Consider the following 24691-nt stretch of genomic DNA (forward strand, 5'->3'; position numbering starts at 1 on the left):
AACGAAGCTGGTAGACTCCGCCGCCATTATGATTCGACTTCAGAACCTGACTTTACAGCGTGGTCCGCAACGTCTGCTAGAAGACGCCGAGCTGACCCTGCACGCCGGCCAGAAAGCCGGCCTGATCGGTGCCAACGGCGCCGGCAAATCCAGCCTGTTCGCTTTGCTGCGCGGCGAGTTGCACCCGGATTCGGGCGACTGCTTCCTGCCGGCTGACTGGCGTATCGCCCATATGCGCCAGGAGGTCGATACCCTCGAACGGCTGGCGGTCGACTATGTGCTCGATGGCGACCTGCGCCTGCGCGAAGTGCAGCGTGATCTGGCCGCCGCGGAAGCCGCCCACGACGGCGCGGCCCAGGCACGCCTGCATGCCGAGCTGGACAGCGCCGACGGTTATACCGCCGACGCCCGGGCGCGCAAGTTGCTGGCGGGCCTTGGCTTCAGCAACGAGCAGATGGACCGCCAGGTTGGCGATTTCTCCGGCGGCTGGCGGATGCGCCTGAACCTGGCGCAGGCCTTGATGTGCCCGTCGGACCTGCTGCTGCTCGACGAACCGACCAACCACCTGGACCTGGATGCGATCCTCTGGCTGGAAGACTGGCTCAAGGGTTATCCCGGCACTTTGCTGCTGATTTCTCACGACCGTGATTTCCTCGATGCCGTGGTCGACCATGTAGCTCACGTCGACCAGCGCAAGATCACGCTTTATCGCGGCGGCTATAGCGCCTTCGAGCGCGCCCGTGCCGAGCGCCTGGCGCAGCAGCAGCAAGCCTACGAGAAGCAGCAGGCGCAACGCGCGCACATGGAAAAGTACATTGCGCGCTTCAAGGCCCAGGCCACCAAGGCCCGCCAGGCCCAGAGCCGGATCAAGGCCCTGGAGCGGATGGAAGAGCTGTCCGCCGCCCATGTCGATTCGCCGTTCGACTTCGTGTTCCGCGAGTCGGAGAAGATCTCCAGCCCGCTGCTCGACCTGTCCGACGCGCGCCTGGGCTACGGCGAAAAAACCGTCCTGGAGAAGGTCAAGCTGCAATTGACCCCGGGTGCGCGTATCGGTCTGCTAGGCCCGAACGGCGCGGGCAAGTCGACCCTGATCAAGAACCTCTCCGGCGAACTGTCGCCGCTGGGCGGCCGCCTGACCCGTGGCGAGAACACCGTGGTCGGCTACTTCGCCCAGCACCAGCTGGACTCCCTGGATTCCAAGGCCAGCCCGCTGCTGCATTTGCAGCGCCTGGCGCCGACCGAGCGCGAGCAAACCCTGCGCGACTTCCTCGGCGGCTTCGACTTCCGCGGTGCGCGGATCGACGAGCCGGTGCTGAACTTCTCCGGCGGCGAAAAGGCTCGCCTGGCCCTGGCGCTGATCGCCTGGGGCAAGCCGAACCTGTTGCTGCTCGACGAACCGACCAACCACCTGGACCTGGAAATGCGCCTGGCGCTGACCATGGCCCTGCAAGAGTTCAGTGGTGCGGTATTGGTGGTTTCCCACGATCGTCACTTGCTTAAAAGCACCACCGATAACTTCTTCCTGGTGGCCGACGGCAAGGTCGAAGAGTTCGACGGCGACCTGGAGGACTATGCGCGCTGGTTGGTGGACTTCCGTCTGCGCAACGCGCCGGTCAGCACGGCCACGGTCAACCCGGACAAGACCGACAAAAAGGCCCAGCGTCAGGCTGCCGCTGCCTTGCGTCAGCAACTGGCTCCACACAAGCGCGAGGCCGACAAGCTGGAAGCCGAGCTGGGCAAGGTTCACGAGCGGTTGGCGAAAATCGAGACCAGCCTCGGCGACAGCGGCCTTTATGAGGCGGCGCGCAAGGACGAATTGCGCGACCTGCTGGCCGAGCAGGCCAGGCTGAAGGTGCGCGAAGGCGAGCTGGAAGAAACCTGGATGGAGGCCCTGGAATTGCTGGAAAGCATGCAGGCGGAACTGGAAGCCTTGTCCTGATGGACGCGTTCAAGCTGCCGTTGCCAATCCAGTGGGTCGAGCCGCTGTGGGTCGCGGTGCAGATCCTGCTGATCCTGCTGGCCGGCTACATTGCCCAGCGCTTTGTCGCACGTGGCCTGACCCGCCTGGGCGAACGTTATCCGTTCCCGCCGCAGTTGCTGATGCCGCTGCGGGGCGGCCTGCGGTGGCTGATCATGGGCAGTGCGCTGATCTTCGTGCTGGAACGCCTCGGGGTGTCGGCGACGGTGCTCTGGACCGCCTTGTCCGGGTTTGTCGCCGTTGCCGCGGTGGCCTTCTTCGCCATGTGGAGCGTGTTGTCCAACCTGCTCTGCGCGATCCTGATCTTCACCGTGGGCCCGTTCCGCATCGGCGATGTGGTCGAGTTGGTGGACACCCTCGACAAGCCGGGTATCAAAGGCCGGGTGGTGGCGATCAACCTGTTGTACACCTCGCTGATCGAAGCCGAAGAAGCCGGCACCGGCAGTGTCATGGTGCAAGTGCCCAACAGCCTGTTCTTCCAGCGTTCGGTGCGCCGCTGGCGCGGTAGCGATGTACTGCCGGGCGCAGGCGAGAAGTAAGCGTCCTTCGCCCTCTCTGTAACCGCGGCGCTTGCCCGACAAAAATCTATGGTCATCCGCTGGCCGGCGCATTAGCTTAGGCGTCTACGACGAATTCGAGCCGAGGTGTGCGATGGTTCTTGAGACATGGCTGGCGTTTTTCGCCGCGTGCTGGGTGATCAGCCTTTCCCCGGGGGCCGGCGCGATTGCGTCGATGTCCTGCGGCCTGCAATACGGTTTCTGGCGCGGTTACTGGAACGCCCTCGGTCTGCAACTGGGCTTGGCCATGCAGATTGCGATTGTCGCGGCCGGCGTGGGGGCGATTCTCGCTGCGTCCTCGACGGCCTTCTACGCAATCAAATGGTTCGGCGTGGCGTACCTGGTCTACCTGGCGGTCAAACAATGGCGCGCGCTGCCGAGCAACCTGAGCGACGACGCGGCGATCCGGCCGATCGGCAAGCCCCTGGCACTGGTGTTCCGCGGCTTCCTGGTCAATATCAGCAACCCCAAGGCCCTGGTGTTCATGCTGGCGGTCCTGCCGCAGTTCATCGATCCCCACGCGCCGCTGGTGAAGCAGTACCTGATCCTCGGGGCGACCATGATCGTCGTCGACCTGATCGTCATGGCCGGCTACACCGGCCTGGCCTCCAAGGTCCTGCGCCTGCTGCGCACGCCCACCCAGCAACGCCGCATGAATCGCACCTTCGCCGGGCTGTTTCTCGGGGCCGCCGGGTTGCTGGCGACGATTCGCAAAGCGCCGGTCTAAGACGTCGGCTACTGAACAAGGCGCCCCAAGAGGCGCCTTTTTCATGGGGGGTGGATACGCAAGCTGCAAGGCGATTTCCGCCTGAGCGGCGGCGCCTGGATTTATTTCACTTTTCTTCAGGAAACCCCAGGCCCCAGGCGACACAAGGCTTTGCGCCAGCATTGGGTCTTTGCGGATGGCCGGGGGTTACGCGACAACGCTTGAGTGAAAGTCACTCTAAGTGAACAATGTGTTACTTCGTATTTCCATTTGAGATTCGTTCATGACTGCCCCCTCCCGTTTCCTGGCGTGGCTCGTGCTGCCGCTATTGGCCCTGTGCAGCGCCAACCTGCTGGCGGACACCGTAGAAGGCGCGCCCAAGGCGCTGCATCTGCTCGACTACATTGGCGCGGACTATCCGCCGACGGTCGAGGCGGGCAAGGTGATCGACGAGTCCGAATACCGGGAGCAAGTGGAGTTTCTCGGCGTGCTGCGAGGCCTGGTCGCCGACCTGCCGGCCAAGCCGGAAAAGGCCGAGCTGGAGCAGGGCATCGCCAGCCTGGACAGTGCCGTCAAGGCCAAGGCCGACGGCGCGCTCGTTGCCCGCCAGGCGCGGCAGCTGGGGGCGAAACTGGCGGTGGCCTATGAGGTCAGCCAGGCTCCGATCATCACGCCCGACCCGACCCGCGGCGCACCGCTGTACGCCCAGCACTGCTCGGTGTGCCACGGCGAAACCGGTGCCGGCGACGGCCCGGCGGGCGTTGGCCTGACGCCGCCACCGGCCAACCTTCGGGATACGGCGCGCACGGATCACCTGAGCCTCTACGCGATCTACAACACCCTCGGCCTGGGCGTCGAAGGCACTGATATGCCGGCGTTCGCCGATCAGTTGGACGACCGTCAACGCTGGGACCTGGCGACCTACATCGCCGGCTTCACGGCGAATCCGGCCGCGGCCAAAGGCGACAAGAGCTACAACCTCGCCGACCTGGCCCGCCAGACCCCAAGCGAAGTGCAAGCCGCCGAAGGCCCCGAGGCCGCGGCCACATTCCGCGCCCAGCGCGCGCAGCCGCCGCAGGTCAAGCGCGGCCCGGCGCAACTGCTCGACTACACCGCCTCGACCCTGGACAAGAGCCTGGCCGCCTACCGCGCCGGCGACCGTGAACAAGCCTACGACCTGTCGGTAGCAGCCTACCTGGAAGGTTTCGAGCTGGTGGAAAGCTCCCTCGACAACGTCGACGCCACGGTACGCAAGGACACGGAAAAAACGCTGATGGCCTACCGCCAGTCGCTGCAGGACGGCTTGCCGGTGGCGCAAGCCGAGCAGCGCCTGGATGCGGCCAAGGCCAAGCTCAAGGAGTCGGCGGGGCTGTTGGGCAGCGATGGCTTGAGCTGGTCGCTGAGCTATATCTCCGGCCTGCTGATCCTGTTGCGCGAGGGCCTGGAAGCCATCCTGGTGCTGGCGGCAATCCTCGCTTTCCTGCGCAATACCGGCCAGCAATCGGCGGTGCGCAGCGTCAACGTCGGCTGGGGCCTGGCCCTGCTGGCCGGCTTGGCGACCTGGGCGCTGGCGGCGTATGTGATCGATGTCAGCGGGTCCCAGCGCGAGCTGCTGGAAGGCGCCACGGCCTTGTTCGCCAGCGTCATGGTGCTGTGGCTCGGGGTGTGGATGCACGACCGCCGGCACGCGGCGGCGTGGCAGGATTACATCAAGAGCAGCCTGGTGGGCGGCGGCGGACGCTTCGGCTTTGCCGTGCTGGCGTTCTTCTCGGTCTATCGCGAGCTGTTCGAGGTGATCCTGTTCTACGAAACCCTGTGGCTGCAAGCCGGCCCGGCGGGCCATAACGCGGTGCTGGCGGGCGGCGCCACGGCGCTGGTGCTGCTGGTCGGCCTGGCCTGGGTGATCCTGCGCGGTTCGGCCAAACTGCCGCTGGCCTTGTTCTTCGGCGTCAACGCAGCGTTGCTGTGCGCCTTGTCGGTGGTCTTTGCCGGGCATGGCGTCAAGGCGTTGCAGGAGGCCGGGATCTTCGGGACGCGGCCAGTGGCGTTCTTCGACTTCGACTGGCTGGGCATTCACGCCGATGCTTACTCGTTGACGGCGCAGGCGATCGCGATCGTGGCGATCATCGTGCTCTACAGCCGCAGCCGTATGGCCGAGAAGCGTCGAACTCAGGTTTCCTGAAGCATCCGCTTCGCTCATGATCGCGGGCAAGCCGCGCTCCCACAGAACGGTGTGTTTCTGTCGGAGCGAGGCTTGCCCGCGATGCTTTTAGAGGAATGATGCAATGCGTGTATGGATCGATGCCGACGCCTGCCCCAAGGCGGCGAAGGATCAGGTGGTGAGGTTCGCCCTCAAACGCCAGTTCGAGCTGGTGCTGGTGGCGGGACAGGCGCAGATCAAGCCGGCCTTTGCCTGCGTCAAGCTGATCGTGGTGCCCAGCGGCCCGGATGCGGCTGACGATTATCTGGTGGAACACGCCGTGCCCGGCGAGCTGGTGATTTGCAGCGACGTACCCCTGGCCGACCGGCTGGTGAAGAAGGGCGTGGCCGCCCTCGACCCGCGGGGCAAGGAGTTCGACGAGCAGAACATGGGCGAGCGGCTGGCGGTGCGCAATCTGTTTACCGATCTGCGCGAGCAGGGGCAGGTCGGTGGCGGGCAAGGCCCGTACGGCGATCGCGAGAAGCAGGCCTTCGCCAATGCCCTGGACCGGATCCTGACGCGGCTGGCGCGTCAGGCCTGACGAACCGCGGCGAGGGCGCTTGCCTGCTCGCCGCCGTGGGGTTATTCGTCGTTTTCGTGGGTCAGTTCCAGCACCCGATCCACCAGCTTATTAATGCCGGCCGCGGCTTCGCCGATGGACTGCGCGAGCATGTAGGCCGGGGTGCTGACCAGTTTGCGCGCCTTGTCTTCGACGATGTCGCCGACGGTGCATTCGGCATGGGTCGCGCCCATCTTGCTCACGGCGGCCGCGGTCGCCGTGTCGTTGCCGATGGTGCAGGTCACGCCCGGGCCGTAGATTTTCGCCGCCAATGCCGGCGAGATGCAGATCAGGCCCACCGGCTTGCCAGCTTCGGCAAAGGCTTCGGTCAGCGCCAGGACATCGGGCTGGACCGTGCAGCCAGGGCCTTCGACGGCGAAGTTGGAGAGGTTTTTCGCCGCGCCAAAACCACCGGGCACGATCAGCGCGTCGAAGTCCTCGGCGTTGGCTTCGCGGATATCCTTGACCTCGCCGCGGGCGATGCGCGCCGATTCCACCAGGACGTTGCGCGACTCGGGCATCTCTTCGCCGGTCAGGTGGTTGATCACATGCAATTGGGCGATGTTCGGGGCGAAGCACTGCACCTGCGCGCCGCGCTGGTCCAGGCGCAGCAGGGTGATGACGCTTTCGTGGATCTCGGCGCCGTCGTAGACGCCGCAGCCGGAAAGGATCACTGCAACTTTTTTGCTCATGGTTTTTCCTCCAGATTCATGGCGTTAAATGTCCACTAATTTGTCGCCCGTTGCCATAGGGTTATCCCGCCGCCCGACCTAATCTTCCTTCAGGATTACCTTGGGTCGTGCCATGAATTTCATCCTTTACGCGGTGCCGTTTTTCTTTGTGCTGATAGCCCTCGAGCTGTTCGTCGATCGCTGGCGAGGGGTGAACAACTATCGGGTCGCGGACGCCATCAACAGCCTCAGTACCGGCGCCTTGTCGACCACCACCGGGTTGCTGACCAAGGGCGTCGGCCTGGTGACCTACGCCTTTGCCCTGGAACACCTGGGGCTCTTTACCCTGTCGGCCGAGAGCGCCTGGGTCTGGGTGTTCGCCTTTATCCTCTACGACTTCTGCTACTACTGGCTGCACCGCATGGGCCATGAGCGCAACATCCTCTGGGCGGCGCATTCGGTGCATCACCAGAGCGAGGACTACAACCTGTCCACGGCGTTGCGCCAGACCAGTACCGGCTTCCTGCTGAGCTGGATCTTCTATCTGCCGATGGCCGTGCTGGGGGTGCCGCTGCTGGTGTTCGTCAGCGTCGGGGCGCTCAACCTGCTGTACCAGTTCTGGGTGCACACCCGGCACATTCCGAAGCTGGGCTGGTTCGAGTGGTTTTTCGTCACGCCGTCCAATCATCGGGCTCACCATGCGCAGAACGCTCTCTACATGGATCGCAACTACGGCGGGGTGTTCATTATCTGGGACCGGTTGTTCGGCACCTTTCAGGAGGAAGACGACAACGAGCCGGCGGTATTCGGCGTGACCACGCCCCTGGCCAGTTGGAACCCGTTGTGGGCCAACCTGCAGTTCTATGCCCAGCTGTTCGACGATGCGCGGCGTGCCGAGCGCTATTGGGACAAGCTGCGGATCTGGTTCATGCGCACCGGCTGGCGCCCCGCGGACGTGGCGGCCCGGTATCCGATGCGCAAGCCCGACCTCGGCCAGTTCCGTAAGTTCGAGGTGCCGCTGGATGCCCGGCAGCAGGTCTATGTGGTGGCGCAGTTCGCGGTGTACGCGGCCTTCGGCAGCTACTTGATGAACCTGGGCGAGAGCCTGCCGACCGCGGCCCTGGTGTTGGGCTGGAGCGTCATGGCCCTGGGGCTGTTCGTGCTGGGGGTGGCACTGGAGAACCGCCCGTGGGCGCTGAAGATGGAGGGGCTGCGGTTGGCGTCGAACCTGGCGCTGGTGTGGCTGGCGCCCCTGGCCGGGTTGTGGCCGGCCAGCGCCCTGGGCTGGGTCGGCCTGGCCTGCTACAGCCTGCTTAGCGTTATCGGGCTTTACTGTTGCCGGGGCCGCCTTACTCGACTGGCGTCTTAGGCTTGCAACAGCCGCTCTGTGCGTTCTGCTTGACCTGTTCGGCCTCGTAGACCGCCTTGGCCAGCCGCGCATTCTTGAAGCGGCGACGCAGCCACAGGGCAAAGCCCAGGACCAGCAGGGCGCCGAGCACCCACAGCTCGTATTTCTTGATGCTGCCCAGCATGCCTTCGAGCACGGCGCCGAAGTGATAGGCCGCGGCAGCCAGGGCCGCGGCCCAGATCGCCGCACCAATACCGTTGAGCAACAGATAGCGACCCGGCGGGTACCCCGACAGGCCGATGGCCACCGGCATCACCGTGCGCAGGCCGTAGACGAAGCGGAAGCTCAGCACCCAGATGTCCGGATGCTTGCGGATATGCTCCAGCGCCCGATCGCCCATCATCTGCCAGCGCGGCTTGCGCGCCAGCAGTTTGCGTCCGTGCTTGCGGCCCAGGAAGTACCACAGCTGGTCGCCGGCATAGCTGCCGAAGAACGCCACGACCACCACCAGGTTGATGTCCATGTATCCGCGAAACGCGAGGAAACCGGCCAGGACCAGGATGGTCTCGCCTTCGAAGAACGTGCCGAGAAAGAGGGCGAAGTAGCCGAATTCCTGAAGAAATTGTTGGAGCATTGTCTGGATGCTGGCGAAATGAACGCGCAGCCTAACCCTTCGAGCCCATGGAGGAAAGTATCCAAATGTGTCTCGACGTGAACAAATGCCGGCCTGACAATGTCTGCGACTACCGGTCACAGGGTTAAGCACAACTGTCATCCGTTCGTCATAATGGCCGCTTATAACTGTCACGCTCGCCCGCTTGCGCGGGCTCAGGAGTCTGTCGTGAGCTTTACCCCAGCCAACCGTTTGTTTCCCGCCACTCGCCTGCGCCGCAATCGTCGCGATGATTTCTCTCGTCGCCTGGTTCGTGAAAACGTCCTGACCGTCGACGACCTGATCCTGCCGGTATTTGTGCTTGAAGGCGAAAATCGTCGGGAAGCGGTGGCGTCGATGCCGGGCGTCGAGCGCCTGACCATCGACCTGCTGGTCGAGGAAGCGGCGAAATGGGTCGAGCTGGGGATTCCCGCGTTGGCGCTGTTCCCGGTGACGCCGCCGGCGCTCAAGTCGCTGGACGCCGCCGAAGCCTGGAACCCGCAGGGTATTGCCCAGCGCGCCACCCGTGCGCTGCGCGAGCGTTTCCCTGAGCTGGGGGTGATCACCGACGTGGCGCTCGACCCGTTCACCACTCACGGCCAGGACGGCATTCTTGATGAAGACGGTTATGTGCAGAACGACATCACCGTCGACGCCCTGGTCAAGCAGGCCTTGTCCCATGCCGAGGCCGGCGCCCAGGTGGTGGCGCCTTCGGACATGATGGACGGGCGTATCCAGGCGATCCGCGAAGCCCTGGAGCTGGCCGGGCACGTCAATGTGCGGATCATGGCCTATTCGGCCAAGTACGCCAGCGCCTATTACGGCCCGTTCCGCGATGCGGTCGGTTCGGCGCTGAACCTGGGCAAGGCCAACAAGGCCTCCTACCAGATGGACCCGGCCAACAGCCACGAAGCCCTGCATGAAGTGGCCGCCGACCTCGCCGAAGGCGCGGACATGGTCATGGTCAAGCCGGGCATGCCGTACCTGGACATCCTTTTTCGGGTCAAGGATGAATTCAAGGTGCCGACCTTTGTCTACCAAGTCAGCGGCGAATATGCCATGCACATGGCGGCGATCCAGAATGGCTGGTTGGGTGAAGGGGTGATCCTCGAATCCTTGACCGCCTTTAAACGCGCGGGTGCCGATGGCATCCTGACTTACTTTGCCGTTCGTGCTGCTCAATTGTTACGAGAGCAAAAATAGCCCTCCCAGGAACACGCGATGAATACCGAAGGACTCACTGAAGTTGCCGTAAAAGAAGCTCAACCCGTGGTCGAGCAGGTGGCTGAAACGCCACCGGAGCTGGAAGCCCCGCCCGTGCAGGCGGATGCGCCGCATGTGGCGATGCCGACCCTGGCCATCCCGAGCCTGGATGACAGCAGCCTGTACATCCATCGCGAGCTGTCGCAACTGCAGTTCAACATCCGCGTGCTGGAACAGGCGCTGGATGAGTCCTATCCGTTGCTGGAACGCCTGAAGTTCCTGCTGATCTTCTCCAGCAACCTGGACGAGTTCTTCGAGATCCGCGTCGCCGGCCTGAAGAAACAGATCACTTTCGCTCGCGAACAGGCCGGCGCCGACGGCCTGCAGCCGCACCAGGCGTTGGCGCGCATCAGCGAGCTGGTGCACGGCCATGTGGACCGCCAGTACGCAATCCTCAACGACATCCTGTTGCCGGAGCTGGAGAAACATCAGGTTCGCTTCATCCGCCGCCGCTACTGGACCACCAAGCTCAAGACCTGGGTACGCCGCTACTTCCGCGACGAGATCGCGCCGATCATCACCCCGATCGGCCTCGACCCTACGCACCCGTTCCCGCTGCTGGTGAACAAGAGCCTGAACTTCATCGTCGAGCTCGAAGGGGTCGACGCTTTCGGCCGCGATTCGGGCCTGGCGATCATTCCGGCGCCGCGCCTGCTGCCGCGGATCATCAAGGTGCCGGAAGAAGTCGGCGGCCCTGGCGACAACTATGTGTTCCTGTCGTCGATGATCCACGCTCACGCCGACGACCTGTTCCAGGGCATGAAGGTCAAGGGCTGCTACCAGTTCCGCCTGACCCGTAACGCCGACCTGGCGGTGGATACCGAGGACGTCGAAGACTTGGCTCGCGCCCTGCGCGGCGAGCTGTTTTCCCGGCGCTACGGCGACGCGGTGCGCCTGGAAGTGGCCGATACCTGCCCCAAGCATCTGTCCGACTACCTGCTCAAGCAGTTCAACCTGAGCGAGACCGAGCTGTATCAGGTCAACGGTCCGGTGAACCTGACGCGCCTGTTCAGCATCACCAGCCTGGACAGCCACCCGGAGCTGCAATACACGCCGTTCACGCCGCAGATTCCCAAGCTTCTGCAGAACAGCGAGAACATCTTCAGCGTGGTCAGCAAGCAGGACATCCTGCTGTTGCACCCGTTCGAGTCCTTTACGCCGGTGGTCGACCTGTTGCGCCAGGCAGCCAAGGACCCGCATGTGCTGGCGGTACGCCAGACCCTGTACCGCAGCGGCGCCAACTCGGAAATCGTCGATGCGCTGGTGGACGCGGCGCGTAACGGCAAGGAAGTCACCGCGGTGATCGAGTTGCGCGCGCGGTTCGACGAAGAGTCCAACCTGCAACTGGCCAGCCGCCTGCAAGCGGCCGGCGCGGTGGTGATCTACGGTGTGGTCGGCTTCAAGACCCACGCCAAGATGATGCTGATCCTGCGGCGCGAAGCCGGCGAGATCGTGCGTTACGCCCACCTGGGTACCGGTAACTACCACGCGGGCAACGCTCGCCTGTACACCGACTACAGCCTGCTGACATCCGACGATGCCCTGTGCGAAGACGTCGGCAAGCTGTTCAGCCAGCTGATCGGCATGGGCAAGACCCTGCGCATGAAGAAGCTGCTGCACGCGCCGTTCACCTTGAAGAAGGGCATGCTCGACATGATTGCCCGGGAAACCCAGTTCGCCCTGGACGGCAAGCCGGCGCACATCATCGCCAAGTTCAACTCGCTGACCGATCCGAAGATCATCCGCGCGCTGTACAAGGCCAGCCAGTCGGGCGTGCGTATCGACCTGGTGGTGCGCGGCATGTGCTGTCTGCGTCCGGGGATTGCCGGTGTGTCGCACAACATCCATGTGCGCTCGATCATCGGCCGCTTCCTGGAGCACACCCGGGTGTTTTACTTCCTCAACGGCGGCGAGGAGCAGATGTTCCTGTCCAGTGCCGACTGGATGGAGCGCAACCTCGATAAACGTGTCGAGACGTGCTTCCCGGTCGAGGGCAAGAAGCTGATCCTGCGGGTCAAGAAGGAGCTGGAAAGTTATCTCACCGATAACACTCACAGTTGGAGCTTGCAGTCGGACGGTCGCTATATCCGCAACACGCCGACCGGCAACCAGAACCCGCGCAGCGCCCAGGCCACCTTGCTGGAGCGCCTGAGCAACCCGGTGCTGGCGGTTCGCTAAGGCCTATGAAAAAGCCGGCTTGCCGGCGATGGAGTCCTGCTAGAGGAGCCCATCGCCGGCAAGCCGGCTTTTTTGTGCGTGGGTGTATCAGCGCACGTTGAGGGTGATGCCGACCCGGGTCAGCCATTCCGCTTCCAGGGCGAAGTCGGCCTGGGTCAGCTGGTTCTCGTCCAGCCACTGCTGCGGGAAGATCACATCCAGGCTGTCGCCGGCGGCGCGCAGTTTCACCTGGGGCATTTCCTGGGTGCCGCGGATGTGATGGAACAGGATGGCGAAACGCAGCAGCACACACAGGCGGATCAGCTTGCTGCCTTCCTCGCCGAATTCGGCGAACTTGTCCTTGGGAATGTTGCGGCGGTGGCCGCGTACCAGGAGCGCGAGCATTTGCTGGTCTTCGCGAGAGAAACCGGCCAGGTCGGAGTGTTCGATCAGGTAGGCGCCGTGCTTGTGGTAGTGATAGTGGGCGATGTCCAGGCCGACTTCGTGGACCTTGGCCGCCCAGCCCAGCAACTCGCGCCAGACGCCGTCTTCCAGGTCCCAGTCCTTGGCCACCTGGTCGAAGGCATGCAACGCCTTGCGCTCGACCCGGGCGGCCTGTTCCAGGTCGACGTGGTAACGCTCCATCAGCGAGCCGAGGGTGCGTTCGCGCACGTCTTCGTGGTGGTGGCGGCCCAGCAGGTCGTAGAGCACGCCTTCGCGCAGGGCGCCTTCGCAGTGGTCCATGCGCTGCAGTTCGAGGGCATCGAAAATGGCTTCGAGAATCGCCAGGCCAGCCGGGAAGATCGTGCGGCGGTCCGGCTTGATGCCTTCGAAGTCGATTTTCTCGGCGTCGCCGAGCTTGAACAGTTTGCGCTTGAGCCAGGCCAGGCCCTCGGCGTTGACCTCGCCGGTGCCGTGGCCGCCGGCCTTGAGCGCCAGGCCGATGGCGCGGATGGTACCCGAGGAGCCGATGGCTTCGTCCCAGGTCAGGCGGTGCAGGGCGTGTTCGATGCTCATGATCTCCAGGCGCGCCGCGGTGTAGGCCTGGGCGTAGCGCGCCGGGGTGATCTTGCCGTCCTTGAAGTAGCGCTGGGTGAAGCTGACACAGCCCATCTGCAGGCTTTCGCGCAGCAGCGGCTCGAAGCGCTGGCCGATGATGAACTCGGTGCTGCCGCCGCCGATGTCGGCGACCAGGCGTTTGCCCGGGGTGTCGGCCAGGGTATGGGACACGCCCAGGTAGATGAGGCGGGCTTCTTCACGGCCGGAGATGACTTCCACCGGATGGCCGAGGATTTCCTCGGCGCGGCGGATGAATTCGCCGCGGTTGCGGGCTTCGCGCAGAGCGTTGGTGCCGACGATACGCACTGCGCCCAAAGGCATGCCGTTGATCAGTTGAGCGAAGCGCTTAAGGCAATCGAGCCCGCGCTGCATGGATTCTTCGTTGAGTTGACGGTCTTCGTCGATCCCGGCGGCCAGTTGAACCTTTTCACCGAGCCGCTCGAGAATGCGGATTTCATTATGGTGAGCCTTGGCCACGACCATGTGAAAGCTGTTGGAGCCCAGGTCGATGGCGGCGATCAGGGACAGATTCTTGGCTTGGGATTGCGGCATGGTTTGGGGGTCTCGGTCGATAACCTTGCCATCCTGCCACTTTCAATCGCCCGCGCCAACGCGCAGTGTCCAATGCGTTGACTCAACGCAGGAAACCTCGCGCCGCTGGCCCCTGTAGCCGCTGCCGCAGGCTGCGATCGACTGCGAAGCAGGCGCTGCTCTTGATGGCCCTGGAAGGCCCTGCGGGCCTTATCGCAGCCTGCGGCAGCGGCTACAGGTGAACGATCAATGGTTCTCGTTGAGGCCGATGAAATTCGCCAGCTCCGCGGTCTGCGGGTTGGCGAACAGCACTTTCGGGTCGCCTACCTCATGCACCTTGCCCTGGTGCATGAACACCAGCTTGTCCCCCACTTCCCGGGCAAAACGCATCTCGTGGGTCACCATGATCAGGGTCATGCCGTCCCTGGCCAGCTGGCGCACCACGCTCAGGACTTCGTTGACCAGTTCCGGGTCCAGGGCCGAGGTGATCTCGTCGCACAGCAGCACCTTGGGCGACATGGCCAGCGCCCGGGCAATCGCTACCCGTTGCTGCTGGCCGCCGGACAGGCGATCGGGGAAGGCGTCGAACTTCTCCTCCAGGCCGACGCGCTTGAGCATCGCGCGCGCCAGCTCGGCGGCCCTGGCCTTGGGCACCTTCTGCACCACCTGCGGGGCGAGCATGACGTTCTCGCCGACGGTCAGGTGCGGGAACAGGTTGAACTGCTGGAACACCATGCCGACCTTCTGCCGCAGGCTGCGCAGGTCGGCGCGGGCGGCGTCGAGGTACTCGCCGTCGACTTCGATGACCCCGTCGTTGATCGACTCCAGGCCGTTGAGGGTGCGCAGCAGGGTGCTCTTGCCCGAGCCGCTGCGGCCGATGATCGCCACCACCTGGCCTTCCTCGATGCTGAGGTCGATGCCCTTGAGCACATGGTGGTCGCCGTAATACTTATGCAGGGCGGAAATTCTAAGCAGAGGCATGCAGTCTCCTTTCCAGGTAGCGCGCACTGAGGGATAGGGGGTAGCAGAGCAGGAAGTAACCGAGCGCCACCAGGCCGTAGACCATGAAGGGCTCGAAGGTGGCGTTGGCGAGCATGCCGCCGGTCTTGGTCAGTTCGGTGAAGCCGATGATCGAGGTCACCGCGGTGCCTTTGACCACCTGTACCGAGAAACCCACGGTGGGTGCCACGGCGATGCGCAGCGCTTGCGGCAGGATCACATGGCGCAGCTGTTCATAGGGGTTGAGCGCCAGGCTCGAGGACGCCTCCCACTGGCCGTTGGGAATCGACTCGACGCAGCCGCGCCAGATCTCCGCCAGGTAGGCGCTGGTGAACAGCGTCAGGGCGATGGCCGCGGCCAGCCAGGGCGAGATATCCACCCCCAGCAGGGCGATGCCAAAGAACACCAGGAACAATTGCATCAACAGCGGCGTGCCCTGGAACAGCTCGATGTACAGGCGGGCAGCGTTGCTGGGAAACGCCTTCCTGGAAATGCGCAGGGCCATCACCAGCAAGCCGATCAGGCCACCGCCGATAAAGGCCACCAGCGACAGCACCAGGGTCCATTGCAGGCCGGTCAGCAGGTTGCGCACGATGTCCCAGAAACTGAAGTCGCTCATTGGCTGCTCCTCGCGATATAGCGGCGCCCGATCCAGTTCAGCAGTTGTCGGATCAGCAGGGCCATGCACAGGTAGATGAGCGTGGTCAGGGCGTAGGTTTCAAAGGCGCGGAAGTTGCGCGACTGAATGAAGTTGGCGGCGAAGCTCAGCTCCTCGGTGGCGATCTGCGAACACACCGCCGAACCGAGCATGACGATGATGATCTGGCTGCTCAGGGCCGGCCAGACCTTGCCCAGCGCCGGCAGCAGCACCACGTGGCGGAAAGCCTCCAGGCGCGTCATGGCCAGTGCCGCCGCGGCTTCCAGTTGGCCGCGGGGGACGGCCTGGATACCGGCGCGGATAATTTCCGTGGAGTAGGCGCCCAGGTTGATCACCATCGCCAGCACCGCGGCCTGCCACTCGGAAATCTGCATGCCCAGGGACGGCAGGCCGAAAAAAATGAAGAACAGCTGCACCAGGAACGGGGTGTTGCGGATCAGCTCGACGTAGACGCTGAAGAGGGTCGAGAAGGGCTGGATCTTCCAGGCCCGCACCAGCGCACCGGTTATGCCCAGGCCAACCCCGAGCACCGCGCCGATGGCGGTCAGCTCAAGGGTGAACAGGGCGCCGCGCAGCAGCAGGCCGGTGTTTTCCAGCACCGGTAGAAAGTCGAACTGATAAGCCATGGCTAACCTCCGGGAGCGCGATCAGAGGCCGGCCGGCAACGGTTGCTTGAGCCACAGCTGGGCGTTCTTTTCCAGGCTGCCGTCGGCCTTGGCGTTGGTGAGGATCTGATTCACCTTGCCCAGCAGCTCGGGCTGGTTCTTGTTGACGCCCACGTAGACCGGGGAGTCCTTGAGCTTGACCTTCATCGCCGGAATGCGTTTCGGATTGCGCTCGCTGATCGCCACCATCACCACGTTGCCGCTGGCGATCAGGTCGACCTGGCCGGCCAGGTAGGCGGCGATGGTCGAGTTGTTGTCCTCGAAACGCTTGATGGTCACGCCTTGCGGGGCCACGGCGCTCAGCTCGATGTCTTCGATGGCGCCGCGGGTGACGCTGACGGTCTTGCCCTTGAGGTCGTCGAGGCTGGCGACCGGCGCCTCGGGCGGGCCGAACACTGCCAGGTAGAAGGGCGCGTAGGCCTGGGAGAAGTCGATGACTTTCTCGCGCTCGGGGTTCTTGCCGAGGCTGGAGATCACCAGGTCGACCTTGCCGGTGGTGAGGAACGGAATGCGGTTGGTGCTGTTGACCGGGGTCAGCTCGAGCTTGACCTTGAGCTGATCGGCCAGCAGTTGCGCGGTGTCGATGTCCAGGCCGCGGGGTTGCATGTCCGGGCCGACCGAACCGAACGGTGGGAAGTCCTGGGGCACCGCCACCTTGAGGGTGCCACGGGTGACGACATCGTCCAGGCCGCTGGCGTTGGCGGGCGTCTGGCTCAGCAGCAGGCTGGCAAACAGGGCAGAGAGCAGGGCGCTGAAACGCTGGGTCATGGCAAATCTCCGGGTTCACGGGGAGTGATTTCTGCGCTGGCACACAGCACAGCCCGTGCCAAACGCCGGAAAAAGCCCTGGAGCGCAGGGTTTTACTGGCTTTTATCGGTCTTACTGGTCTGAACAGTTGATGGTTTTCCTGCCCCCTTATCGAGCGTTCGGCAAAGTGCCCGAACCCCCGTGGGGCACGACTTGCCGGGCTTGGCGAATAGCTTTACAACTAGGTTTTTCCTGGACCGGCCAGCCTGAATTTTATGAACTCGATCTCCCGCGCCGTACCTGAAGTGGCGCTGCAAGCCATCCGCCAATTGATCAGCGAACGCGGCTTCGGCCCGGGCGACGCGCTGCCGTCGCAGCGCGATCTGGCCGTGCAGTTGGGCGTCAGCCGGGCCTCGTTGCGCGAGGCGCTGTCGTCCTTGAGCGCCTTGGGAGTGATCAGCGTGCAGCCGGGCAAGGGCGTCTTCGTGCAGGCGGTGGAATCGCCGAACAATGGTGCCGGCCTGAACTGGCCATTCGCGGCCCAGGCCTCGCCCGCGGACATCTTTCAACTGCGTTACGCCCTGGAAGGCTTCGCCGCGGGGCTGGCGGCCGTGACCCTGACCGCCGACGAGCTGGATGCGTTGCAGGATAATGTCGAGGCGATGCGCAACGAGTTGCGGGCGGCGGACTTCGAGGCGGCGGCGCGGCTGGACTTTGAGTTTCACCAGAAGATCCTGCTGGCCAGCGGCAATCAGGCGATGCTGAGCATCCTCAGCACCAGTGCCGAGATCTTCCTGGAGAGCCAGAAACTACCGTTCATCCGGCCCGAGCGGGCGATGGAGACCTGGCAGGAACACCGCAAGATCCTGCGCGGGCTGGCCCGGCATGCCTCGGGGGCGGCGCAGAAAGCCATGCAGGAACATGTGCGCGGCGCGGCCCTGCGCACTGGAATCGCCTTTGTCACCCCCGCGTAGCCATGAGTTGGGCTATACCCAAACTCATCGGCCACCATAGCGAGAGTCAATCAACTCCGGCTTCCTGAACGCGGGAAGGGCGGCTATGATGGGCCACGTTTTTTTGCTTACAACCTGGAGACTTCCATGAGCAGCGATCTTATCAAACACGTTAGCGACGCTAGCTTCGAGGCTGACGTACTCAAGGCCGAAGGCGCTGTACTGGTCGACTACTGGGCTGAGTGGTGCGGCCCATGCAAAATGATCGCTCCGGTCCTGGACGAAATCGCTGAAACCTACAAAGGCAAGCTGACCGTTGCCAAGCTGAACATCGACGAAAACCAGGAAACCCCGGCCAAGCATGGCGTGCGCGGTATCCCGACGCTGATGCTGTTCAAGAACGGCAACGTCGAAGCCACCAAGGTCGGCGCCCTGTCCAAGTCGCAACTGGCTGCTTTCCTCGACGCCAACATCTAAGCGTCGTTGTAAATGGCATCAAAAAAGCCCCGTAAATAGCGGGGCTTTTTCATTATTCAGGGCTAGACGCTCAGAAACTCAGGTGTTACATTCGGCCCCGCACTGGTTTCTCCTCTGCCCCCTGCAAGCCGTCGCCGACGCTCTCCTTTTCGAATAAGTACGCGATCCTGTCGCCTTCTCCGCGGCGCGGCCTCATTAAGCCAGAAGCTTAATTTCTCCCCCCCTCCATAAATGATTACGTCATTCCTATATGAATCTGACTGAACTCAAGCAAAAGCCGATTACCGAACTGCTCGAATTGGCCGAACAGATGGGCATAGAAAATATGGCCCGTTCGCGCAAGCAGGACGTGATTTTCTCCCTGCTGAAAAAGCACGCGAAAAGCGGTGAGGAAATCTCCGGTGATGGCGTGCTGGAGATCCTCCAGGACGGCTTCGGCTTTCTCCGTTCCTCCGACGCTTCCTATCTGGCCGGCCCAGACGATATCTACGTCTCCCCGAGCCAGATCCGTCGTTTCAACTTGCGCACCGGTGACACCATCGTTGGCAAGATCCGCCCTCCAAAGGAAGGCGAGCGTTACTTCGCGCTGCTGAAGGTCGACACGATCAACTACGATCGTCCCGAGAACGCGAAGAACAAGATCCTGTTCGAAAACCTGACGCCGCTGTTCCCGACCGTGCGCATGAAGATGGAAGCCGGCAACGGTTCCACCGAAGACTTGACCGGTCGTGTCATCGACCTGTGCGCCCCGATCGGTAAAGGCCAGCGTGGCCTGATCGTTGCTCCGCCAAAAGCGGGCAAGACCATCATGCTGCAGAACATCGCGTCGAACATCACCCGTAACAATCCTGAAGTTCATCTGATCGTGTTGCTGATCGACGAGCGTCCGGAAGAAGTGACCGAGATGCAGCGCACCGTGCGCGGCGAAGTGGTCGCCTCGACTTTCGACGAGCCGCCGACCCGCCACGTGCAGGTCGCCGAGATGGTGATCGAGAAGGCCAAGCGCCTGGTCGAGCACAAGAAGGACGTGGTGATCCTGCTCGACTCCATCACCCGTCTGGCCCGTGCCTACAACACCGTGATCCCGAGCTCCGGCAAGGTGCTGACCGGTGGTGTCGATGCCCACGCCCTGGAAAAACCGAAGCGTTTCTTCGGCGCCGCGCGGAACATCGAAGAAGGCGGCTCGCTGACCATCATCGCCACCGCGCTGGTCGAGACCGGCTCGAAGATGGACGAAGTGATCTACGAAGAGTTCAAGGGCACTGGCAACATGGAGCTGCCGCTGGACCGTCGCATTGCCGAGAAACGCGTGTTCCCGGCCATCAACATCAACAAGTCCGGCACCCGCCGCGAAGAGTTGCTGACCGCCGACGACGAGCTGCAGCGCATGTGGATCCTGCGCAAGCTGCTGCATCCGATGGATGAAGTCGCCGCCATCGAGTTCCTGGTCGACAAGCTGAAGCAGACCAAGACCAACGATGAGTTCTTCCTGTCGATGAAACGCAAGTAAGTCGAGCGGGACCGAAAAAGCCGGGGAAACCCGGCTTTTTGCTATCTGATTATCGATGAACGGGCAGTTCACTGTTCTGAACAGTCGGGTTCGGCGCTAAACTGCCAGCCCCGAACGCCACGGCCAAAACGAGGCTCACGCATGCAGTATCGCGACTTGCGCGACTTTATCAGCGGCCTGGAACAGCGCGGCGAACTCAAGCGCATCCAGGTTCCGGTGTCCCCAGTGCTGGAAATGACCGAGGTCTGCGATCGCACCTTGCGCGCCAAAGGTCCGGCCCTGCTGTTTGAAAACCCCACCGGCTACGACATCCCGGTGCTGGGCAACCTGTTTGGCACCCCGGAACGCGTGGCGCTGGGCATGGGCGCCGAAGCAGTCAGCGAGCTGCGGGAAATCGGCAAGTTGCTGGCGTTTCTCAAGGAGCCCGAGCCGCCCAAGGGCCTGAAAGACGCGTGGTCCAAGCTGCCGATCTTCAAGAAAATCATTTCCATGGCGCCGAAAGTCGTCAAGGACGCGATCTGCCAGGAAGTGGTCATCGAAGGCGACGCCGTCGACCTGGCGATGCTGCCCGTGCAGACCTGCTGGCCGGGTGACGTCGGCCCGCTGATTACCTGGGGCCTGACCGTCACCAAGGGCCCGAACAAGGACCGGCAGAACCTCGGCATCTACCGCCAGCAGGTGATCGGCCGCAACAAGGTGATCATGCGCTGGTTGAGCCATCGTGGCGGCGCGCTGGATTACCGCGAATGGTGCGAAAAGCACCCGGGCCAGCCGTTCCCGGTGTCCGTGGCGCTGGGGGCGGACCCAGCGACCATTCTCGGCGCCGTGACGCCGGTGCCGGACAGCCTCTCCGAATATGCCTTCGCCGGCCTGCTGCGGGGCAACCGCACCGAGTTGGTGAAGTGCCGCGGCAACGACCTGCAAGTACCGGCCACCGCGGAAATCATCCTCGAAGGTGTGATCCACCCGGGCGAGATGGCCGACGAAGGTCCCTACGGCGACCACACCGGCTACTACAACGAAGTCGACAGCTTCCCGGTGTTCACCGTCGAACGCATCACCCATCGGCAAAAACCGATCTATCACAGCACCTACACCGGTCGGCCGCCGGATGAGCCAGCGATTCTCGGTGTGGCGCTGAACGAGGTGTTCGTGCCGATCCTGCAGAAGCAGTTCCCGGAAATCACCGATTTCTACCTGCCGCCCGAAGGCTGCTCGTACCGCATGGCGGTGGTGACCATGAAGAAGCAGTACCCCGGCCATGCCAAGCGCGTCATGCTCGGTGTCTGGTCGTTTTTGCGACAGTTCATGTACACCAAGTTCGTTATCGTCACCGACGACGATATCAACGCACGCGACTGGAACGACGTGATCTGGGCCATCACCACGCGCATGGACCCCAAGCGCGACACGGTGATGATCGATAACACGCCGATCGACTACCTGGACTTCGCCTCGCCGGTTTCCGGTCTGGGGTCGAAGATGGGGCTCGATGCCACGCATAAATGGCCCGGCGAAACCACCCGCGAGTGGGGCCGGGTGATCGTCAAGGATGAGGCGGTGACCCGCCGGATCGATGCCATCTGGAATCAGTTAGGAATAGATTGATGCGTGTAACCTTGCAGCCCTCCGGAGCGGTGCTTGAGACGCTGCCCGGCGAGCGGATTCTCGATGCGGCGCGACGCCTGGGCTACGAATGCCCGCAAAGCTGCCGCAATGGCAACTGTCATGTGTGCTGTGCCCTGCTGGTGGAAGGCCGGGTCCGGCAAGCCGGTGAGGTGCGTGACCACGGCGAGTTCTACACTTGCATTGCGGAGCCGCTGGAAGACTGCATTGTGCTGTGGGATGGCGTCCTTGCGCTGGGAGAACTGCCGGTGCGCAGTCTGTCATGTCAGGTCAGCGAGTGTCGGGAAATCGGCGGCGATGTCTGGCGGGTTCGCCTGCGCGCGCCAGCCGGCAAACCACCGCGCTACCACGCCGGCCAGTACTTGATGCTCGAGCGCGAAAACGGCGAAAAGTCGGCATTCTCCCTAGCCTCAGCCCCGCATTCCGGGCGCGAGCTGGAGTTGCACGTGCTGGTGCGCGAAAGCAGTGCGCACACCCTGATCGAACAGCTGCAACGCAATGGCAACGTGCGCGTCGAACTGCCGTTCGGCGATACCCACCTGGCCGAGTTGCCGGACGGGCCGCTGGTGCTGATCGCCGCCGGGACCGGCATGGCGCAGATGCACAGCCTGATCGAGCATTGCCGGGCCGAGGGTTTCAAATACCCGGTACACCTGTACTGGGGCGTGCGCCGGCCGGACGACTTCTACCAGATCGACCACTGGGACGAATGGAAGAAGCTGCCCAACCTGTTCCTGCACCGGGTGGTCAGCGATCTCTGCGGCTGGGAAGGGCGCTGCGGCATGCTGCATGAAGCGGTGAGCGAGGACATCGCCGACCTCTCGGCGGTGCATGTCTACGCCAGCGGCTCGCCGGCGATGATCTACGCGACCCTCGACGCGCTGGTCGAAGCCGGCATGGACGCCCACCAGATGCGCGCGGATGTATTTGCCTACGCCCCTCGCTCCTGAGTTCGCGGGACGCTGTCGTTATAACTTCCCATATAGCCTATCGGTATTTATTCAATTGAATAAATACCGGTAGGTTATATGTCACATCTTGTTCAAGTTGGAACTCTTCACTGGCATCTAACTTGCCTTGAAACATATGTGTCTTGAAGTTACCGCCGGGCGTTCTATTAAGTAACTCTTTATACGCGGGGAGCCGAACGCTATTCGCCATGACAGCCATTGAATCCAGTTTCCTGAATCTGGCTTACCCTCCGCGGCTCGACCTTGGGCCGCAACTTACCCACGAACAGCTCCTCAGCTCGATGCAGTCCACCATGGCGCGCCACAAGGGCGGCCCGGTCTGGTTGTTCGCCTACGGTTCGCTGATCTGGCGCCCCGAATGTTCGGCGGTCGAGCGCTTGCGTGGGCGAGTCCATGGCTACCATCGCGGTCTGTACCTGTGGTCCCACGAGCATCGCGGCACGCCGGAGAAACCGGGGCTGGTGTTTGGCCTGGATCGCGGCGGTTCCTGTAGTGGCTTTGCCTACCGCTTGCCGGAAGAGCAACTGGAAACTTCGCTGTATGCGCTGTGGCAGCGCGAGATGCCTTACCCGTCCTATCGCCCGCACTGGCTCAACTGCCGTCTTGAAGACGGTAGCCGGGTTCAGGCCCTGGGGTTCGTGCTGGAGCGGCACCTGCCCAGCTATGCCGGCAATCTGCCGGACCATGTGCTGAGCCAGGTATTCGAAAGCGCTTGCGGGCGCTACGGCACTACTCGCGATTATGTCGAGCAGACCGTGCACGCCCTGCGTAGCCACGCCATGCCAGACCGTAATCTGGAGGCGCGGCTCAAACGCTGTAAATCAGCGGCTCATTAAGCAACGGCTTCGCGGCTCTGGCTGGCAACCTGTTTGTGCCACAGGGTCGGGGCCAGGAAGGCCATGGCCAGCAGGCACGCGCCTATCAGCAAGACGAAACCGCCGTCCCAGCCGAAGTGGTCCACGGTGTAGCCCATTGCCGCGCTGGCCGCGACCGAGCCGCCCAGGTAGCCGAACAGGCCGGTGAAACCCGCGGCGGTACCGGCGGCTTTCTTCGGCGCCAGTTCCAGGGCCTGCAGGCCGATCAGCATGACTGGGCCATAGATCAGGAAGCCGATGGAGAACAGCGCGATCATGTCGACGGTCGGGTTGCCGGCCGGGTTCAGCCAGTACACCAGGGTCGCCACGGTCACCAGCGCCATGAACACCATGCCGGTCAGGCCACGGTTGCCGCGGAAGATCTTGTCCGACATCCAGCCGCACAGCAGGGTGCCCGGAATCCCCGCCCACTCATAGAAGAAGTAGGCCCAGGAGGTCTTGTCCACCGTGAAGTGCTTGGCTTCCTTGAGGTAGGTCGGCGCCCAGTCCAGCACGCCGTAGCGCAGCAGGTAGACGAAGACGTTGGCCATGGCGATGTACCAGAGCATTTTGTTGCGCAGCACGTATTTGACGAAGATTTCCTTGGCGCTGAATTCTTCTTCGTGGCTGGCGTCGTAGCCTTCCGGGTAGTCGTTCTTGTACTTCTCGATCGGTGGCAGGCCCACCGATTGCGGGGTGTCGCGCATGGTGACGAAGGCGAACAGCGCCACCATCAGCGCTACCGCGGCCGGTACGTAGAACGCCGCGTGCCAGTCGTTGAACCAGCCCATGCCCAGCAGGAACAGCGGGCCGATCAGGCCGCCGCCGACGTTGTGCGCGACGTTCCATACCGACACCACGCCGCCGCGTTCCTTCTGCGACCACCAGTGCACCATGGTCCGTCCGCTCGGCGGCCAGCCCATGCCCTGGGCCCAGCCGTTGATGAACAGCAGGATGAACATCATGGTCACGCTGGACGTGGCCCAGGGCGCGAAACCGAAAATGAACATGACCCCGGCCGATACCAGCAGGCCGAAGGGCAGGAAATAGCGCGGGTTGGAGCGGTCGGACACCAGGCCCATGAGGAACTTGGACAGGCCGTAGGCGATGGCGATCGCCGACATGGCCAGGCCCAGCTCGCCGCGGGTGTAACCCTCTTCGATCAGGTACGGCATGGCCAGGGAGAAGTTCTTGCGCAGCAGGTAGTAACCGGCATAGCCGATAAAGATCCCGGCGAAGATCTGCCAGCGCAGGCGGCGGTAGGTACTGTCTATTTTTTCGTCGGGCAGAGGCGCCCGGTGTACGGCAGGTCGAAAGAAAGCAAACATTCAAGAGCTCCAAATTTCTTGTTTTGACTGCGGATGTGAATGTTACAGTTTCGTTAACGAAAATAGCACTGCAACTTATTCACAAGCACTGCAAATCGGAGCGATGGCATGTTCTTTTACGAACCTGTCGCTAAAAGATAAGTAGGGGACGTATCCAGTATTCCTTGTAGGAGCGAGCTGGCTCGCGATGGCGATCCGGCAGCCGCCATTGAAGTCGACTGT

22 protein-coding genes are annotated in these 24691 nt (G+C 63.1%); 14 read left to right on the forward strand and 8 right to left on the reverse strand.

Annotated features, from left to right (window positions below; genetic code table 11):
* Positions 1-28 precede the first annotated feature (28 nt).
* From BTN82_RS29245 to BTN82_RS29265, 5 genes are all read left to right on the forward strand, one after another.
* Complete coding sequence (locus BTN82_RS29245) at positions 29-1939, forward strand: ATP-binding cassette domain-containing protein (protein ID WP_075122472.1); 1911 nt, start codon at positions 29-31, stop codon at positions 1937-1939.
* Positions 1939-2517, forward strand: a complete 579-nt coding sequence (locus tag BTN82_RS29250; RefSeq protein WP_075122473.1) for a mechanosensitive ion channel family protein — start codon at positions 1939-1941, stop codon at positions 2515-2517. Before BTN82_RS29245 ends, BTN82_RS29250 begins: the two co-directional genes overlap by 1 nt.
* A gap of 112 nt (positions 2518-2629) precedes the next feature.
* Positions 2630-3262, forward strand: a complete 633-nt coding sequence (locus BTN82_RS29255; RefSeq protein WP_075122474.1) for a LysE family transporter — start codon at positions 2630-2632, stop codon at positions 3260-3262.
* Positions 3263-3524: 262 nt separating this feature from the next.
* A complete protein-coding gene (locus BTN82_RS29260) occupies positions 3525-5423 on the forward strand; it encodes an FTR1 family protein (protein WP_075122475.1) in 1899 nt (632 codons plus the stop codon).
* 103 nt (positions 5424-5526) lie between these two features.
* Positions 5527-5982 (forward strand): YaiI/YqxD family protein, encoded by a 456-nt coding sequence (locus BTN82_RS29265; RefSeq protein ID WP_075122476.1) that lies wholly within the window; start codon positions 5527-5529, stop codon positions 5980-5982.
* A 41-nt stretch (positions 5983-6023) separates the two neighbouring features.
* On the opposite strand, the gene elbB is transcribed toward BTN82_RS29265, so the two are convergent.
* Positions 6024-6692: an isoprenoid biosynthesis glyoxalase ElbB gene (elbB, locus tag BTN82_RS29270; protein WP_075122477.1), complete on the reverse strand. Its 669-nt coding sequence runs from the start codon at positions 6690-6692 to the stop codon at positions 6024-6026.
* Positions 6693-6804: 112 nt separating this feature from the next.
* On the opposite strand from elbB, the gene BTN82_RS29275 reads away from it, so the two are divergent.
* Positions 6805-8040, forward strand: coding sequence for a sterol desaturase family protein (locus tag BTN82_RS29275; protein ID WP_075122478.1), 1236 nt, complete (start codon positions 6805-6807; stop codon positions 8038-8040).
* Here BTN82_RS29275 and BTN82_RS29280 read toward each other — a convergent pair.
* Positions 8021-8653, reverse strand: a complete 633-nt coding sequence (locus BTN82_RS29280) for a DedA family protein (RefSeq protein WP_075122479.1) — start codon at positions 8651-8653, stop codon at positions 8021-8023. The two genes, BTN82_RS29275 and BTN82_RS29280, sit on opposite strands and share 20 nt — an antisense overlap.
* A gap of 207 nt (positions 8654-8860) precedes the next feature.
* Here BTN82_RS29280 and hemB point away from each other — a divergent pair, with 207 nt between their 5' ends.
* Positions 8861-9874, forward strand: a complete 1014-nt coding sequence (gene hemB, locus BTN82_RS29285; RefSeq protein WP_075122480.1) for a porphobilinogen synthase — start codon at positions 8861-8863, stop codon at positions 9872-9874.
* Positions 9875-9892: 18 nt separating this feature from the next.
* Positions 9893-12112 carry a polyphosphate kinase 1 gene (gene ppk1 / locus BTN82_RS29290; protein ID WP_075122481.1) on the forward strand — a complete coding sequence of 740 codons (2220 nt, stop codon included), beginning with the start codon at positions 9893-9895 and terminating at the stop codon, positions 12110-12112.
* Positions 12113-12199: 87 nt separating this feature from the next.
* Here the strand turns inward: ppk1 and ppx are convergent, their stop codons facing one another.
* The 5 genes from ppx to BTN82_RS29315 form a co-directional block, all read right to left on the reverse strand.
* A complete protein-coding gene (gene ppx, locus BTN82_RS29295; RefSeq protein ID WP_075122482.1) occupies positions 12200-13702 on the reverse strand; it encodes an exopolyphosphatase in 1503 nt (500 codons plus the stop codon).
* Positions 13703-13927: 225 nt separating this feature from the next.
* The gene (locus tag BTN82_RS29300; RefSeq protein ID WP_075122483.1) at positions 13928-14662 is read right to left on the reverse strand and encodes an amino acid ABC transporter ATP-binding protein; all 735 of its coding nucleotides are present in this window, start codon (positions 14660-14662) and stop codon (positions 13928-13930) included.
* On the reverse strand, positions 14649-15299 hold the full coding sequence (locus BTN82_RS29305; protein ID WP_075122484.1) for an amino acid ABC transporter permease: 651 nt from the start codon (positions 15297-15299) through the stop codon (positions 14649-14651). Before BTN82_RS29305 ends, BTN82_RS29300 begins: the two co-directional genes overlap by 14 nt.
* Positions 15296-15964 carry an amino acid ABC transporter permease gene (locus BTN82_RS29310; protein WP_075122485.1) on the reverse strand — a complete coding sequence of 223 codons (669 nt, stop codon included), beginning with the start codon at positions 15962-15964 and terminating at the stop codon, positions 15296-15298. The genes BTN82_RS29305 and BTN82_RS29310 overlap by 4 nt, the downstream gene beginning before the upstream one ends.
* A 21-nt stretch (positions 15965-15985) precedes the next feature.
* Complete coding sequence (locus tag BTN82_RS29315; RefSeq protein ID WP_075122486.1) at positions 15986-16771, reverse strand: transporter substrate-binding domain-containing protein; 786 nt, start codon at positions 16769-16771, stop codon at positions 15986-15988.
* Between the two features lie 254 nt (positions 16772-17025).
* Between BTN82_RS29315 and BTN82_RS29320 the strand changes: the two genes are divergently transcribed.
* From BTN82_RS29320 to BTN82_RS29345, 6 genes are all read left to right on the forward strand, one after another.
* Positions 17026-17724, forward strand: a complete 699-nt coding sequence (locus tag BTN82_RS29320) for a FadR/GntR family transcriptional regulator (RefSeq protein ID WP_075122487.1) — start codon at positions 17026-17028, stop codon at positions 17722-17724.
* Positions 17725-17850: 126 nt separating this feature from the next.
* Positions 17851-18180: a thioredoxin TrxA gene (trxA, locus tag BTN82_RS29325; RefSeq protein ID WP_003206727.1), complete on the forward strand. Its 330-nt coding sequence runs from the start codon at positions 17851-17853 to the stop codon at positions 18178-18180.
* A gap of 250 nt (positions 18181-18430) precedes the next feature.
* Positions 18431-19690, forward strand: coding sequence for a transcription termination factor Rho (gene rho / locus BTN82_RS29330; RefSeq protein WP_044465681.1), 1260 nt, complete (start codon positions 18431-18433; stop codon positions 19688-19690).
* 141 nt (positions 19691-19831) lie between these two features.
* Positions 19832-21298 carry a 4-hydroxy-3-polyprenylbenzoate decarboxylase gene (gene ubiD, locus BTN82_RS29335; protein WP_075122488.1) on the forward strand — a complete coding sequence of 489 codons (1467 nt, stop codon included), beginning with the start codon at positions 19832-19834 and terminating at the stop codon, positions 21296-21298.
* The gene (locus tag BTN82_RS29340; protein WP_075122489.1) at positions 21298-22266 is read left to right on the forward strand and encodes a CDP-6-deoxy-delta-3,4-glucoseen reductase; all 969 of its coding nucleotides are present in this window, start codon (positions 21298-21300) and stop codon (positions 22264-22266) included. The genes ubiD and BTN82_RS29340 overlap by 1 nt, the downstream gene beginning before the upstream one ends.
* Before the next feature lie 209 nt (positions 22267-22475).
* The gene (locus tag BTN82_RS29345; protein ID WP_075122490.1) at positions 22476-23123 is read left to right on the forward strand and encodes a gamma-glutamylcyclotransferase; all 648 of its coding nucleotides are present in this window, start codon (positions 22476-22478) and stop codon (positions 23121-23123) included.
* On the opposite strand, the gene glpT is transcribed toward BTN82_RS29345, so the two are convergent.
* On the reverse strand, positions 23120-24469 hold the full coding sequence (gene glpT, locus BTN82_RS29350) for a glycerol-3-phosphate transporter (RefSeq protein WP_075122491.1): 1350 nt from the start codon (positions 24467-24469) through the stop codon (positions 23120-23122). The genes BTN82_RS29345 and glpT overlap by 4 nt on opposite strands.
* Positions 24470-24691 lie beyond the last annotated feature (222 nt).

This window comes from Pseudomonas chlororaphis, from assembly GCF_001921865.1.
Lineage (GTDB): Bacteria > Pseudomonadota > Gammaproteobacteria > Pseudomonadales > Pseudomonadaceae > Aquipseudomonas > Aquipseudomonas chlororaphis_D.

What these genes read in the sequence shown, in the direction of transcription:
- ppk1 (WP_075122481.1), top strand. Translation starts at nt 9,893, where the DNA reads ATGAATACCGAAGGACTCACTGAAGTTGCCGTAAAAGAAGCTCAACCC.
- BTN82_RS29320 (WP_075122487.1), top strand. Translation starts at nt 17,026, where the DNA reads ATGAACTCGATCTCCCGCGCCGTACCTGAAGTGGCGCTGCAAGCCATC.
- BTN82_RS29345 (WP_075122490.1), top strand. Translation starts at nt 22,476, where the DNA reads ATGACAGCCATTGAATCCAGTTTCCTGAATCTGGCTTACCCTCCGCGG.
- BTN82_RS29250 (WP_075122473.1), top strand. Translation starts at nt 1,939, where the DNA reads ATGGACGCGTTCAAGCTGCCGTTGCCAATCCAGTGGGTCGAGCCGCTG.
- BTN82_RS29300 (WP_075122483.1), bottom strand. Translation starts at nt 14,662, where the DNA reads ATGCCTCTGCTTAGAATTTCCGCCCTGCATAAGTATTACGGCGACCAC.
- BTN82_RS29310 (WP_075122485.1), bottom strand. Translation starts at nt 15,964, where the DNA reads ATGGCTTATCAGTTCGACTTTCTACCGGTGCTGGAAAACACCGGCCTG.
- glpT (WP_075122491.1), bottom strand. Translation starts at nt 24,469, where the DNA reads ATGTTTGCTTTCTTTCGACCTGCCGTACACCGGGCGCCTCTGCCCGAC.
- BTN82_RS29340 (WP_075122489.1), top strand. Translation starts at nt 21,298, where the DNA reads ATGCGTGTAACCTTGCAGCCCTCCGGAGCGGTGCTTGAGACGCTGCCC.
- BTN82_RS29275 (WP_075122478.1), top strand. Translation starts at nt 6,805, where the DNA reads ATGAATTTCATCCTTTACGCGGTGCCGTTTTTCTTTGTGCTGATAGCC.
- BTN82_RS29245 (WP_075122472.1), top strand. Translation starts at nt 29, where the DNA reads ATGATTCGACTTCAGAACCTGACTTTACAGCGTGGTCCGCAACGTCTG.
- ppx (WP_075122482.1), bottom strand. Translation starts at nt 13,702, where the DNA reads ATGCCGCAATCCCAAGCCAAGAATCTGTCCCTGATCGCCGCCATCGAC.
- rho (WP_044465681.1), top strand. Translation starts at nt 18,431, where the DNA reads ATGAATCTGACTGAACTCAAGCAAAAGCCGATTACCGAACTGCTCGAA.
- BTN82_RS29305 (WP_075122484.1), bottom strand. Translation starts at nt 15,299, where the DNA reads ATGAGCGACTTCAGTTTCTGGGACATCGTGCGCAACCTGCTGACCGGC.
- ubiD (WP_075122488.1), top strand. Translation starts at nt 19,832, where the DNA reads ATGCAGTATCGCGACTTGCGCGACTTTATCAGCGGCCTGGAACAGCGC.
- BTN82_RS29280 (WP_075122479.1), bottom strand. Translation starts at nt 8,653, where the DNA reads ATGCTCCAACAATTTCTTCAGGAATTCGGCTACTTCGCCCTCTTTCTC.
- BTN82_RS29265 (WP_075122476.1), top strand. Translation starts at nt 5,527, where the DNA reads ATGCGTGTATGGATCGATGCCGACGCCTGCCCCAAGGCGGCGAAGGAT.
- elbB (WP_075122477.1), bottom strand. Translation starts at nt 6,692, where the DNA reads ATGAGCAAAAAAGTTGCAGTGATCCTTTCCGGCTGCGGCGTCTACGAC.
- BTN82_RS29255 (WP_075122474.1), top strand. Translation starts at nt 2,630, where the DNA reads ATGGTTCTTGAGACATGGCTGGCGTTTTTCGCCGCGTGCTGGGTGATC.
- trxA (WP_003206727.1), top strand. Translation starts at nt 17,851, where the DNA reads ATGAGCAGCGATCTTATCAAACACGTTAGCGACGCTAGCTTCGAGGCT.
- BTN82_RS29260 (WP_075122475.1), top strand. Translation starts at nt 3,525, where the DNA reads ATGACTGCCCCCTCCCGTTTCCTGGCGTGGCTCGTGCTGCCGCTATTG.
- BTN82_RS29315 (WP_075122486.1), bottom strand. Translation starts at nt 16,771, where the DNA reads ATGACCCAGCGTTTCAGCGCCCTGCTCTCTGCCCTGTTTGCCAGCCTG.